The following is a 14,068-nucleotide window of genomic DNA, read 5'->3' as shown; positions in this document are numbered from 1 at the left end:
ATAAACGCGGTTCCGGCACAGCCATTGCTTTACTCCTGTAACCCCCTGCCTGCCCAGGTGAACACAGGAGCAACTGTTACCCCCCGACTCAGAGCCGACTCCAAAAGAAAGTAAGGACCCGGTCCGTTGGCGCCAAAAGCCACGGGCTCATAACAATGCGTTTTCTAAAGCGGCAGTGCCTGCAGCCTTTCACCCGGCACTGACAAGGTAATTGGAATGGCTCGATCTTTCTTTGATGAGATGAATGACGCAAACGGCGTATGCCGTGCGCACTACCAGGATTTTTCCCGCTGGCTGGCCAACACCCCGCCGGAACTGCTGGCCCAGCGCCGCCGTGAGGCCGACCTGCTGTTCCACCGCGCCGGCATCACCTTCACCCTGTACGGTGACGAGCAGGACACCGAGCGCCTGATCCCCTTCGATATCATCCCGCGCAGCATCCCCGCCAGTGAATGGAGCGTGATCGAACGCGGCTGTATCCAGCGGGTCAATGCGTTGAACATGTTCCTCGCCGATATCTACCACGACCAGCGCATTATCAAGGCCGGGATCATTCCCGCCGACCAGGTGCTGGGCAATGAAGGCTATCAGAAGGCCATGGTCGGCCTGGACCTGCACCGCAATATCTACTCCCATATCTCCGGTGTCGACCTGGTGCGCGATGGCGATGGCACCTACTACGTCCTCGAAGACAACCTGCGCACCCCCAGCGGCGTGAGCTACATGCTCGAAGACCGCAAGATGATGATGCGCCTGTTCCCGGAAGTGTTTGCCAAGCAGCGCATCGCGCCGGTGGATCACTACCCCAACCTGCTGCTCAAGACCCTGAAAAGCGCCAGCCGCCTGGACAACCCCAATGTCGTAGTACTGACCCCGGGGCGCTTTAACAGCGCGTTCTTCGAACATGCGTTCCTGGCCCGGGAAATGGGGGTGGAGCTGGTCGAAGGTGCCGACCTGTTCGTGCACGACCTCAAGGTGTTCATGCGCACCACCGACGGCCCGAAAGCCGTGGATGTGATCTACCGGCGCATCGACGATGCCTTCCTCGACCCCCAGGCGTTCAACCCCGAATCCATGCTCGGCGTGCCAGGCCTGGTGGCCGCCTACTGCGCCGGCAATGTGGTGCTGGCCAATGCCATCGGCACCGGGGTGGCCGACGACAAATCCATCTACCCCTATGTGCCGGAGATGATTCGCTTCTATCTGGATGAAGAACCGGTGTTGCAAAACGTGCCGACGTTCCAGTGCCGCAAGCCTGAAGAACTGTCCCATGTACTGGCGCACCTGCCCGAGCTGGTGGTCAAGGAAACCCAGGGCTCCGGCGGCTACGGCATGCTGGTGGGCCCAGCCGCCTCGGCGGCCGAGATCGAGGACTTCCGCCAACGCATCAAGGCCCGGCCCCATGCCTATATCGCCCAGCCAACCTTGAGCCTGTCGACCTGCCCGACCTTTGTCGAAAACGGCATCGCGCCACGGCATATCGACCTGCGTCCGTTTGTGCTGTCGGGCAAGGAAACCCGCCTGGTGCCAGGCGGCCTGACCCGGGTGGCATTGCGTGAAGGCTCATTGATCGTCAACTCGTCGCAAGGCGGCGGAACCAAGGACACCTGGGTGGTGGAGGGCTGAGTATGCTGAGTAGAACCGCCGCAGATCTGTATTGGATGTCGCGCTACCTGGAACGCGCGGAAAACCTGGCGCGCATGCTGGAGGTCAGCTACTCGCTGTCGCTGATGCCCCAGGCCGGGCGCAGTGATGGCCTGGACGAACTGGCGATGTCGCTGCTCAGCAGTGGCACCCTCGACAGCTACCTGGAGCGCCATCAACAACTGGACGCCGAGCGCATGCTGCACTTCTTCGCCCTCGACGAAGAAAACCCGGCCAGTATCTACAACTGCCTGCGCGCCGCCCGGGGCAATGCCCATGCGGTACGTGGGCGGATCACCGCCGACATGTGGGAAAACCTCAACGCCACCTGGCTGGAAATGCGCAGCATCGCCGCCGGCGGCCTGGCGCGCCATGGCATCAGCCACTTCTGTGACTGGGTCAAGCAGCGCTCGCACCTGTTCCGAGGGGCCACGTCCGGCACCATCATGCGCAACGATGCCTATCGGTTTATCCGCCTGGGGACCTTTGTCGAGCGCGCCGACAACACCCTGCGCCTGCTGGATGCACGCTACGAGATGTTTGGCGAAGAGTCCGAAGAAGTCAGCGACCTGTCCGCCCGCGGCTACTACCAGTGGAGCGCTCTGCTGCGTGCCTTGTCGTCGTTCGAGGCCTACACCGAGCTGTACCCCAATGCGCTGAATGCGCGTTCGGTGTCGGAACTGCTGCTGTTGCGCAGCGACGTACCGCGCTCGTTGCATGCATGTATCGAGGAGTTGAGCCATATCCTCGCCGACCTGCCGGGCAGTTACGGCCGTACGGCCCAGCGCTTGGCGGCCGAGTTTGAGGCGCGGCTGCGTTACACCGGTATTGATGAGATTCTCGAAGAAGGCTTGCACAGCCGGCTGACCGAATTTATCGACACCGTGCGCGAACTGGCGCGGGCGATCCACAGTTCCTACCTGGAGGTGGTTTGACCCCCCCCATATCCCGCTGTAGAGGTGGGCCCGTTATAGCCATAGGTATCTATTTTTTTAGTGTTTCTTGGGTTTGTGTACATATCCGTTGCTGCGGTTACGGCGGCTATTGGTTCCGCTCTTACAGCGGGTCACTTTTGGAAAAGAGCCCGGAGTGCCGGCCCAGCCAAAAGTAACCAAAAGGGCTCTTGCCCCACCACTCGGTGCCTCGCCTAGGCTCGGCATGCCCGCAGTCAGGCATTGCTCCGTGGGCCCGCCGCGATCGGCCATCCATGGCCGTGTCGCGGCTACCCCGGCATCCATGCCGGGGTGCCCACTGCGCAATGCCTGCCTGCGGCCATCGTGGTTTAACGGGGCGCCTAAGATCAAGATCAAAAGCAGAGCAACAGCAACAGCAACAGCAAAGCCAGGGTGCGAAGCTGCATTCCCCTGTGGGAGCTGGCTTGCCTGCGATGCGGCGACCCGACAAGCCCGCTCCCACAGGTGTGGTGTTTGCTCCAGACATATAACTGTCAGTTTGGATCATTGATCCCACCTCGCGGCTGCTCTTATGGTTGTTCGACACTCATAAGAACAGGTACAGACCATGTCCGACGCTCTGCAATTAGCCACCCCGGCCGCCCATACCCTGAAACGCTGGCACACCATGCTGGCCACTGCCGATCTCAAAGCCCTGCCCGAACTGCTGGCGCCGGAGGCGGTGTTTCGCTCGCCCATGGCGCATACGCCCTACCCCGGCGCGCCCGTGGTGTCGATGATCCTCAACACCGTGTTTACCGTGTTTGAAGACTTCCAGTACCACCGCGAACTGGCCAGCGCCGACGGGCACAGTGTGGTGCTGGAGTTCAGCGCGCGGGTGGGCGACAAGCAGCTCAAGGGTATCGACCTGATCCGCTTCAACGAACAGGGGCAGATCATCGAGTTTGAGGTGATGGTCCGCCCCCTGAGCGGGCTACAGGCTCTCGGTGAAGAAATGGGCCGGCGCCTGGCGCCGTTCCTGGCCAAGGCCAAGGGTTGATACTCAACGCCCGAGGAATTCCAGCAACCGGGCGTTGACCTGCGCCCCTTGCTCCACCTGAATCCAGTGCCCGCAGTTGGCCAGTACCTGCTGTTCCAACTGCGGTACCACCTCGGGCATGCGCTTGAGCGTATGCGCCTCGAATACCCCCACCGGATCGCGGTCGCCGATCAGGAACAGCGTCGGTTGTAACACTTGCCGCCCGGCCAGAAACTCGGTGCGCTGCCAGTTGCGCTCGAAGTTGCGGTACCAGTTCAACGGCCCGCGAAAACCCTGGGCGAAGGTTTGCACATAGATCTCCAGGTCGTGCTGGCTGCACCAGGCCGGCAAGGCGCCCGGCAGCGCGACACCCTCGAGCAAGGTCGCCGTGGCCGGCTTTTGCTGCAGGAATACATCCTGGTCCTGCATAAACAGGCGCAAGGTGCGTTCGATGTCCGCTTCCAGCTCCTGTTCGGCCACGCCGGGCTCCTGGAAGTACAGGATGTAGTTGAACCGCTCGGCGTACAGCTCGCGCATGATCTCGATCACCGGCCTGCGGGAGCGACCGGCAAAGGGCACCGACATTGTGACCAGGGCGCAGATGCGCTGCGGTTCCAGCAAGGCCAGGTGCCAGGCCACCACGGCGCCCCAGTCATGGCCGACCATCGCCACCCGACGATGCCCGAACAGGTCCATGGCGCCCTGGATATCTGCGCACAGGGTCAGCAGGTCGTAGTCAGCAATGTCTGCAGGGGCACTGCTTGGCCCGTAGCCGCGCATTTGTGGGACGAACACCCGATAGCCGGCTGCCGCCAGCGCCGGTATCTGCAGTCGCCAGGAGTGCCAACACTCGGGAAAGCCATGGAGCAACCACACCGGCGGGCCGTTTTCGGGGCCGGCGATATGCAGGCTCAATTGAATACCGTTGACCTGGATCGTCTGTTGCTCGATAGCACTCATCACGCGGCTCCATCAGGGGACTGCTGCAGACTGCCCCAGCAGCACGGCCTGCGCCAGCATCATTGATCGGGCAAATACCTCAGGTCACCGACCACCAGCGCGGCAGCAGTGGCCGCACCTCGGGCTCGGCAAAACGGTCATCAATCAGCATCACCACCCCCTGGTCCTGCCGGGTGCGAATCACCCGGCCGGCCGCCTGCACCACCTTCTGGATCCCGGGATACAGGTAGGTGTAGTCATACCCCGAACCGAAGATCGCGCCCATGCGCAGCTTCATCTGCTCGTTGACAGGATTGAGCTGCGCCAGGCCCAGGGTGGCGATAAAGGCCCCGATCAGACGCGCCCCCGGCAGGTCGATACCCTCGCCGAACGCCCCGCCCAGCACGGCAAACCCCACGCCCTGGCTATGCTGGGTGAACTGCTCAAGGAAGGCCTGGCGCTCGGCCTCGGCCATGCCCCGTGATTGATGCCAGGTCGGGATCGCCGGATGCCGCTCGGCCAGTAATTGCGCCACTTGCTGTTGGTAATCGAAGCTGCTGAAAAACGCCAGGTAGTTGCCCGGCGTACGCGCAAATTGCTCGGCGATCAACGCCACGATGGGCTCCAGAGACGCCTGGCGATGCACAAACCGCGTGGAGATGCGATCGATGATGCGCACCTGCAACTGCGCGGCCTCGAACGGTGATTCGACGTCAATCCACGCGGTATCCGCCGGCAACCCCAGCAGGTCGGCGTAGTAATTCCGGGGGCTCAGGGTCGCGGAAAACAGCACGCTGCTGCGGGCTGCGGTCAAACGTGGGCGGATAAATTCGGCCGGCACCACGTTGCGCAGGCTCAAGCGCGAGAAGCGGCGCTTGGCCAGCGGGTCGCGCTGGCTGATATCAAAAATAAACTGCTCGTTGAACAGCTCCGCCACCTTGGCGAACTGCAAGGCCTCGAAGTAAAAGCTTTGCAGTTCGCCCGTGAGCGCCTGCGGGTGGTCGTTGAAATACTCGCCCATGGCGCTGGTGCACAGGGCCAGGGCCTGCAACAGCTTGTCCGGTTTGCTGGCATAGGCCTGGTACACCGTGACCTGTTCCTTGTGCAGCGCATTCCATTCACGGTTGAGCCGCTGCAATGGCTTGTGCAAAGGCTCGGGGGCGCTATCGCGCACGCTCTTCAGGGCAAATTGATCAAGGTCGGCGCTGTACATCGCCCGGCCCCGCTCCACCAGGTTATGGGCCTCGTCCACCAGCACCGCGACCCGCCATTGGTTGAGTTGGGCGAGGCCAAACAGCATCGCGCCAAAATCGAAGTAATAGTTGTAGTCGGCGACCACCATGTCGCACCAGCGCGCCATCTCCTGGCTCAGGTAATACGGGCACACCTCATGGGCCAGTGCCACCTCGCGCAGCGTGGGTTGATCCAGCAGGCGCACCTTGGCTGCGGCCTCGCGCGCGGCGGGCAGGCGATCATAAAAGCCTTTGGCCAGTGGGCAGGAATCACCGTGACAGGCTTTGTCCAGGTGTTCGCAGGCCTTGTCCCGCGCCACCAGCTCCAGCACCCGCAATGGCAGGTCGGCGCTGGCGTGCATCACTTGCACCGCGTCCAGCGCCAGTTTGCGGCCGGGGGTCTTGGCCGTGAGAAAGAACAGCTTGTCCAACTGTTGTGGCGCCAGGGCCTTGAGCATCGGAAACACCGTGCCAATGGTTTTGCCGATCCCCGTGGGTGCCTGCGCCATCAGGCAGCGCCCGGTACTGACGGCCTTGTACACCGACTCGGCGAGGGTGCGCTGGCCCAGGCGAAAGTCCGCGTGGGGAAAAGCCAGGGCCCTGGTTGCGGTGTCACGGGCCTGGCGCTGCTGCGCCTGCTGCTCGGCCCAACCGAGAAACAGCGCGCACTGCTGATTGAAGAACTTCTCCAGTTCATCCGCAGGGCACAGCTGGTTGATCACGGTTTCGCGCTCGCTGACGATATCGAAATACACCAGCGCCAGCCCGATCTCAGGCAACCCCAGCTTGCTGCACATCAGCCAGCCATAGACCTTGGCCTGGGCCCAGTGCAGTTGCCGGTGGTTGGCCGGCTGGGCATCCAGGTCGCCACGGTAGGTCTTGACCTCTTCCAGCACGTTGCGATCCGGATCATAACCATCGGCGCGGCCGCGCACGCTCAGCTGTTGGTAGCCCCCTTCCAGGGCCACCTCACTCTGGTAATGCGCGCTTCGGCGGGACGCCACCGTGCGGTGGCCGAGCATGCCTTCCTGGGCACTGGGCGAAGGGGTAAACCGCAGGTCGAGGTCACCGACCTTGGCCGTGAACTCGCACAATGCCCGCACGGCGACCGTATAACTCAAGCGCCCTGCTCCGCCCAGCGGACATAACAGACGGTGACCGGCATCTGGTGCTCGCCACAGAACTCCAGCCAGCGCAATTGGTTGTCCTGCAGGCGGTCGCCCGGGCCTTTGACTTCGATCATGCGATAGGTTTTTTGCGCCGGCCAGAACTGGATCAGGTCCGGCATCCCGGCGCGGTTGGCGCGGATATCCAGCAACAGGCGGTCAAACCAGTGCCGCAGGTGCTCGGCGGGCAGGCAATCGAGGGCCTGCTCGAGCAACTCTTCGCTCAATACATTCCAGAACACAAAGGGTGACTGGATCCCCCATTTTTCGGCGTAGCGCTGGCGGATCGTGGTTTTGTAGCGCTGGTCGTGCAGTTGGTCCAGGCAGGCGGCAAACAGTTCGGCGCGGCGCTGCTGGAAGTCCTCACTGTGCAAGTCCACCGGCCCGCGCTGGAACGGGTGAAAGAACGAGCCGGGCAACGGCGCGAAGATCGCTGGCCAGCACAACAGGCCGAACAGCGAGTTGATCAGGGTGTTTTCGACGTAGTGCACCGGCCCCGCGTCATCTCCCAAGTGCGCCTGAACGCAGAACTCCACGGCGGCCAGCGGTTGCGGGAATGGCAGTTCCAGGTCCAGGCGCTGGATCACCGGGGGTTTGGCCTTGGGCAGCGCCGGTTCGCCCAGCTTGCGCCGCAACCGTGGCAGCACCCGCAACAGGTGCTGCTGCTCGGCCGCACTGTGGGGTGCTGCCTGGGCCTCCAGGGCCAGGTCCATGGCCTGGGCGAACGCCTCTTGACGCTCCAGCACCCGGATCAGCCGTGCACGCGCGCCGGGGTAGGCACAATCGCGGTAGATCGCCTCGGCCAGGGCCAGTTCGGCGACCCGTTCGCAATGCTGGCCGACCTGGAACAGCAGCTTGGCCCGGCGCTTTTCCAGCCAGGGGTTATCAGTGGTCAGCGTGGCGATCTGCGCCAGCACCTCCGCCAACGGTTCACCGGCCTCGAAGGCCTGCTGGCATTGGTGCAGGAACAGCAGGCCAGACACATCGTCGCGATGGCGCAAGCCACGGGATTCGGCACAGAACTCAACCTTTTCGTAGGTGTAGATCCCCAGGTCCGCCAGTACAAACTCCGACCAGTCCTGGTACAGGTTGCCGAAAAACATCAGCCGCAGGCGGTCACACAGGTCCATCACCGTAAGGCTGTACAGCCGGTCGTCCAACTGCGGACACCACTGCGCAAACGTCCGCGGCTCGGTAAATTGGCTGGATAAACCGGGCAGCCAATCGGACTTCTTGCCCCTGGGCTGCTCGATCCACGGCTTGAACGCTTGCAGCACCTCGCCTTTTTGCAGTTGCCCCCACACCTCATCAAGCGCCAGCAGGCCCTGCTCATTCACCCAACCGTGAGCCAACAGTGGCTGCACGGCCACGTCGATCGGGCCGATCTCGAGGTAATTGAGCTTGCTCGCCCGAAAATGCAGGCCCTTGCGCATCACCATGCGCACCAGCAACGCCTGGGCCGGTTGCGGCAGCTGGGCGAACTGCGTAATGAAGCGCTGCTCTTCATCGTCCAGCACATCGGCATAGCGCTGCTCCAGCCAGTCGAGCACTTGCTGGAAATTATGCAGGTAGTAAAACGGGTCTTCGAGGGGATTGGACATGACGGGCACTTGGGCAAACACTGGTTATGCATACAGATTGCCGCTGCCAGGCCTGCGTTGCAATCGCTAATAGATCAGTGGCGCACGCAACTTTTTGCATAAAAGTGATCAGATGGGGGTGGATCCGCGTAACATTTGTTGCCCGCAGCCGTTGAGCACGGGGTTTTCGAAGGATGAGACTAAGGGTTATGAACATGAAGAACTGGGGCCTGCCGCTGGCTGCACTGACGTTTCTGGCATTGGCCGGTTGCTCGACGCCGACCGTCGTGACCTTGCAAAACGGTACGCAGTACCTGACCACAGACACGCCGAATGCCAAGACTCCCGATGGTTTCTACGAATTCACCGATATCGCCGGCAAACGCGTACGGGTCAAGGCGGCGGATGTCGCGACCGTGCGCAAGGAAGACTGACCGAATCACCGTAGGAGCCGGCAAGCCGGCGCCTACGGTTTGTTTCAGGTAATCACGAACGCCTCCGCCGACAGGCTGCCCAGCCCTACCCCCACCAGCGTCACCGAGTTATCGCCGAAGGTCAGCAGCGTATCGCTGCCCACTGCCTTGGCATGGTCGAGGTAGTTGTACTGCCCGTCCACCCCCGCCACGCCCATAAATACCAATTTGTCCGTCGACTGGTAACCCAGGATCCGGTCCTGGCCGAAGTCGCCGTCGAACAGGAAGGTATTGCGCCCGCCACCCGCTTCCAGCAGGTCATTGCCGGCCCCGCCCACCAGAACATCGTTGCCTTTACCGCCGATCAGGTGGTCATTGCCGTCCAGGCCAAACAACCACTGCCCGCTATCGCCGGCCTTGAGAACATTGGCGCCGGCATCGCCCTTGAGCGACGCCGCGTAGGCGGTCAGGTCCTTGCCCGCCAGCAACCCCTTGTCGGTCACGCTGTGGGTCACCTCCTTGCTGAACAGCAACAGATAGCTTTCCTTGCTCACTATCGCGCCCATATCGCGGGTCATGCTGATACCGCCTTGGCCGTCGCGGATGTACAGGGTGCCTGCGCCATCGTTGGCCACTTCGACGTTTTTCAGCGACTGCTGCAAGTCCAGGGTGTTGAACCCCTTGCCGCCCAGCAGGATGTTGTAGCCGCCGCCATCACGGAAGGTATCGTTGCCAGCGCGACCTTCCAGGTAGTCGTTGCCCCGGCCACCCTGGATCAGGTCATTGCCGTCGCTGCCGATAATGAACGTACTGCCCTGGTGGGCTTCGGCATTGCGGTTGAGGTCCTGCACCCAGGTGTTGGCGCGCGCCGGGTCCGACAGATTGGCGACGATGATCGTCGAATCACGGCTGGTCAGGTCATAGAACTTGGATTCGAGGATGCGGCTCATGCCATCGCCATAACCCGTGGGTAAATGGGAAATCCACGTCGGCAGGTTGAGGATGGAAAACGGCAGGATGTTCCAGAGCGTCGAGGCGTAGTGGTCGTTGAAGCTGACGATGTTATCGGCGCTGGAGGCATGCGGTTGGTCATGCACCCCGAGGGACGACAGGTTGAACGACGAACCGTCGAGGGCGCGATAGACCGGGTCGTTTTCATAACCGATGTTCAACACCTTGTCGCCGCTGCTCTGGGTCGGCGAGGCATAGGCCACGTAGTTGGCGTCCTTATAGAAACCCGCCCAGGTGGTGTTGCTCAAGTCGGCCATGCTGTTGACCGCCAGGCCACCGAGGCTATGGCCGCTGACCAGTACATCCTGGCCACTGAGCCCCTGCGCGCGGGCATACGCGGCGACTTTGCCGAGCAAGTCGCCAAACGCCTGGCCCGCGTAGTTTTTCGCATAGTCCGCAGGGCCGAAGGCTGCCAGCAAGTCGCTGATCACATCGCCGATGGAATCAACAATCAGGTTCTCCCTGGGCCCCGAGGTGCCACGGAAGGCGATGCCGATTTCCAGCAGTTTGCCGGCGTCATCGTATTTGCCCAGGACTTCCACCTGGGCACTGGTATAGCCGGTTTTCTCACCAAAGAAGGTGCCCCGGGCATCGACCTTGCCGCCGTAGTCGAGGGTGCTGGCACTGATGGGGGTCCAACCGGCCTTTTGCACCGCGTCGAGGGCGGCCTTTTCCGAGTCGGGGTTCCATGGGATACCGGGGATCACGCCCTGGGAGTCGGCGCTGCCCAGCAACGCCTGCACCAGGGTCACCGGCAAGCCAAGCCCCAGGCCATGCTGCTGGTAGCCCACGGCAAAGCCGTTATCCAGGTTGTGGTAGGAGTACAACGTGATCGCCATGGCATCGGCGAACAGTGCTTTGGAGTCCTCAGTAGTAAGGTTTTTGTAGTCGTAGACACCCATGGTATTGCCTCTCTTTTGTTGGAATTGTCGAGAAAGCCAAAACGGTTGGAATGCTGTAACTGTGGGAGCAAACCTGCTCCCACAGTTTGGAGCTGCGGTGTTTAGAAGGCCCAGTCCAGGCTCAAGCCCACACCGTGGATTTTCTCCTTGCTGGCCAGCAGGCCGTTGTAGTCAAAGTTCAGCCGCGCATCCTTGGTCAGCGCCAGGCTGGCCCGCGCACCGACCAACGCCGCATCGCGCACCATCGGCGAGCTTTCCACGGCAAACGCAGTGCTACCCGAAGCAAACGCCAGGTGGCGCTCGGAATCAGTGGCGCTGAGGTTGTGCTGCCAGCCCAGGGTGCCGGAAACGTCGAGGGCCTGATGGTCGGTGACGTTGAAGGTCTTCAAGGCCCGTACGCCCAGGGTGCTGAGCACCAGGTCGCGGGTGTCATCGCCGCCCTTGAGCGCCGCTGCATCGCCTTTCTCGCTGAAGCCATCGCTGTCCAGATGCACATAGGCCAGGTTGGCGAATGGCTCCAGCGCCAGCGGTTGCAGGTTCAGGCGGTAAGCCGCTTCGGTAAAGACCTGGGTGCTGCGGGCATCGACCTTGGCTTTCTGCTTGCCGGCGACTTCGCCGTATTGCAGCTCACGCGTCACATCAGCACGGTGCCAGCTGTAGGTTGCCCCGCCGCTCAGGCGCCAGGCGCCGATGTCGTGACCGGCATAGGCGCCAAAGTGGTAACTGTCCACCGATGCCCGCGAATGGGTGCCATCGCCCATGTTCAGCGAGGTATCGCTGTAGCCGGCGACCAGGCCCAGGCGCGTGTCGTCATCCAGCGCACCGTCCACACCCGCCAGCAGGCCGCCGATGGAGGTGGTGTAGCCCGCCGTATCGCTGGCGCTGTCGGTTTTACCCCAGGCGCCGAGGGCCTTGATCCAGACGTTGCCACGCGAGTCGAGGGTTTGCGCTGAAGTGCCCATTTCCCCCTGCTGCAGGCGCTCGCCTACGGCTTCACGCAGGTAGCGGTTGTCGTTGACCAGCGCGGTTTCCAGGGCGGGGTAGATTTCCCCCGACAACTGTTGGAACGCCCCTTGCGCCGAGGCCGCACTCGGCGCCAGCAGCAGGCTTTCATACACCCCGTTACCTGCACCCAGTTGCTCGGCAGCCGCCGCCACCGCACGTTGGTTATCGGTCGCTGCGACGCTGGCAAAGCTATTGGCCGTGCGCGCAACATCCAGTTGCACGCCGTTGGCGCCATAGTTCAGGTTGCCGCCGACAAACAGGTAATTGGGCAGTACCGAGGCAAAACTACCGGTAATCCCCCCGGCCGCCTGCAGAATATTGTACTGGCGACCAATCAGGCTTTGCGCTTCGGGCTGGCTAAGCAAGGTCGGGCTGTTCTCCAGGGCCAGGGTCACAGTGCCGCCGTTGAGGGTCGCCTTGCCACCGGCGACGATGCGGTCGCTGCTGGTCGTGGACAGCTCTACCGCATAGGTGGAGCCCGCATCGAAATTGACATCCCCAGCCACATTCAAGGTGCCGATGGAGTTGCCCGGCGCGACCGTACCGCCGCTTTTCGCGTTTAGCGCGCCGATGCTACCGGCCCCGCCCAAGACCCCGCTGTTGCTGACAGTGACCTGTGATGTAAGCGAGCCATTGACCGCCAGCAAGCCTTGATTGACCAGGGTCGGCCCGCTGTAGGTGTTGCTGCCGGTCAGCACCAGTGTGCCGATGCCCTGCTTGGTCAGGCCGCCGTGACCGGAAATGTTGTTGCTCCACACGTCCCGCCCGCAGTGCACATCGGTGCACAGGCGCTCGGTGGGCTTGCCGGCATCGACCACCGCCCCAACCCCGGGCAAGTCCGCGACAAACTGGCCGCTGCCATAGCCACCGTCGATGCGAAACTCGGCCGGAATATCCTCGGCGGTGATAAACATCCCCGGGCCGTTGACCGCCTTGCCCAGGTTGATCATGCCCCAACCGTACAGGGAGTCGATGCCCGGTGCACCAAGGTCGGTGGCGGTAGTCTTGAGCAGCGTGGAAATCTGCTCGCCGCTCATATACGGGAAACGCTCCATCAACACCGCGGCCGCGCCCGCCACATGGGGCGCGGCCATGGAGGTACCGCTTTTATTGTTCCAGCCCAGGTTCATGTTATCGACGGTGGTGCCGACCATCACCGAGCTGTAGATCGCCGTGCCCGGTGCCGATACGCAGATGCTCGCGGCATACCCGCAACGCGAGGAGAAGGTGCTGATCACATAGGGGTTAGGGCTGTTGACGTCCGGGTTGCGCTGCAACGCCGCCACCGACAGCCAATTGGGCGCGATCTCGGGGACGAAATACGCCAGGCCGGAAATCGCATCGGGGTTGTTCAGGTTGTAGTCGTTGCCGGCGGCAAAGATTGTCAGCACGCCGCTACGCGCCGCATTGATCGCGCCCGAATAAGCGCCCCCTGCAGCGGTGCCCAGCAAGGGTTTGATCTGGTCGAACTGCGCCTGCGCCTCGCTGAGGCCGAAATGGGGGGACGCCGGGTCCTTGCCGCCCTGGGCAAACTGATCGCCAATGCCGATGCCCCAGCTGTTGTTGATGATGCGCGCACCATTGGCCACCAGGCTGTCCCAGCCGGCCTGGTACACCGCGCCGTCGTTGCCCAGGATGATCCCGTCTTCGGGGCCGGGGTCACCGTTCTCGGCGCTGAGGATCTGTGCGTTGTAGGCCACGCCGTGCATCGGCCCACCGTTACGGTCGCCGGCGGCAATGCCACCGACATGGGTGCCGTGGTCGCCCAGCTTGCCATTGGAGCCCTGGGACGGTGTGCCGTCATAGCGGAACGGGTCACCGGCCTTTACCGGGATGTACGGGTCGGTGTACTGGCGGATCCCTTCAGTGACCAGGGTCTGCACCTTGCCCGGGCTGGAGAACTCAGGGTGCAAGGCGTACACCGGCTGGTCGAAAATCCCCAGCTTCACGCCCTTGCCGCTGTAACCGGCGGCATACGCCACATCGGCATTCACCGCCCCCAGGCCCCAGTCGGCCTTGAACTCATTGCTGCGCCAACTGGCGACATCCCCCAGCTTGCCGGTTTCGACGTAGGGTGCGGCCTGGGCGGTACCCAGGCTGGCCAGGCAACACAGCAACGCGCCGTATGGCACGCGACTCAGGGCCTTGAGCGGGTAGCCCGGGCCTGTTGGGATGGCGGAGTGAAACCCTCGTTGTTTTACGTTCACGGTGACCTTCCTTAGTTTCATTGCGTTTGTTGTTCTT

General features: G+C 62.5%; 9 protein-coding genes. 4 read left to right on the top strand and 5 right to left on the bottom strand.

Annotated elements, in window-relative coordinates; genetic code table 11:
* Positions 1 to 216: 216 nt before the first annotated feature.
* The 3 genes from HBO24_RS00760 (at position 217) to HBO24_RS00750 (ending at position 3,597) form a co-directional block, all read left to right on the top strand.
* Positions 217 to 1,626: a circularly permuted type 2 ATP-grasp protein gene (locus HBO24_RS00760; protein WP_057959664.1), complete on the top strand. Its 1,410-nt coding sequence runs from the start codon at positions 217 to 219 to the stop codon at positions 1,624 to 1,626.
* Positions 1,627 to 1,628: 2 nt separating this feature from the next.
* Positions 1,629 to 2,579, top strand: coding sequence for an alpha-E domain-containing protein (locus HBO24_RS00755; protein ID WP_029299950.1), 951 nt, complete (start codon positions 1,629 to 1,631; stop codon positions 2,577 to 2,579).
* Positions 2,580 to 3,165: 586 nt separating this feature from the next.
* On the top strand, positions 3,166 to 3,597 hold the full coding sequence (locus HBO24_RS00750; protein ID WP_057444786.1) for a nuclear transport factor 2 family protein: 432 nt from the start codon (positions 3,166 to 3,168) through the stop codon (positions 3,595 to 3,597).
* A gap of 3 nt (positions 3,598 to 3,600) precedes the next feature.
* Here the strand turns inward: HBO24_RS00750 and HBO24_RS00745 are convergent, their stop codons facing one another.
* The 3 genes from HBO24_RS00745 to HBO24_RS00735 all read right to left on the bottom strand — a co-directional run bounded on the left by HBO24_RS00745 (position 3,601) and on the right by HBO24_RS00735 (position 8,514).
* On the bottom strand, positions 3,601 to 4,536 hold the full coding sequence (locus HBO24_RS00745; RefSeq protein ID WP_170059124.1) for an alpha/beta hydrolase: 936 nt from the start codon (positions 4,534 to 4,536) through the stop codon (positions 3,601 to 3,603).
* Positions 4,537 to 4,615: 79 nt separating this feature from the next.
* A complete protein-coding gene (locus tag HBO24_RS00740) occupies positions 4,616 to 6,868 on the bottom strand; it encodes an ATP-dependent DNA helicase (RefSeq protein WP_170059123.1) in 2,253 nt (750 codons plus the stop codon).
* Positions 6,865 to 8,514, bottom strand: a complete 1,650-nt coding sequence (locus HBO24_RS00735) for a VRR-NUC domain-containing protein (protein ID WP_170059122.1) — start codon at positions 8,512 to 8,514, stop codon at positions 6,865 to 6,867. Before HBO24_RS00735 ends, HBO24_RS00740 begins: the two co-directional genes overlap by 4 nt.
* 188 nt (positions 8,515 to 8,702) lie before the next feature.
* On the opposite strand from HBO24_RS00735, the gene HBO24_RS00730 reads away from it, so the two are divergent.
* Positions 8,703 to 8,927 (top strand): YgdI/YgdR family lipoprotein, encoded by a 225-nt coding sequence (locus tag HBO24_RS00730; protein WP_057438460.1) that lies wholly within the window; start codon positions 8,703 to 8,705, stop codon positions 8,925 to 8,927.
* 44 nt (positions 8,928 to 8,971) lie between these two features.
* Here the strand turns inward: HBO24_RS00730 and HBO24_RS00725 are convergent, their stop codons facing one another.
* On the bottom strand, positions 8,972 to 10,819 hold the full coding sequence (locus HBO24_RS00725) for a polyurethanase (RefSeq protein ID WP_170059121.1): 1,848 nt from the start codon (positions 10,817 to 10,819) through the stop codon (positions 8,972 to 8,974).
* A 101-nt stretch (positions 10,820 to 10,920) separates the two neighbouring features.
* A complete protein-coding gene (locus HBO24_RS00720; RefSeq protein WP_169990197.1) occupies positions 10,921 to 14,052 on the bottom strand; it encodes an autotransporter serine protease in 3,132 nt (1,043 codons plus the stop codon).
* Positions 14,053 to 14,068 lie beyond the last annotated feature (16 nt).

Source organism: Pseudomonas sp. WS 5410 (genome assembly GCF_012985645.1).
Classification (GTDB): Bacteria; Pseudomonadota; Gammaproteobacteria; order Pseudomonadales; family Pseudomonadaceae; genus Aquipseudomonas; species Aquipseudomonas shahriarae.
The sequence above is the reverse complement of the archived record's forward strand: the minus strand, read 5'-3'. Positions and strand labels throughout refer to the sequence as shown.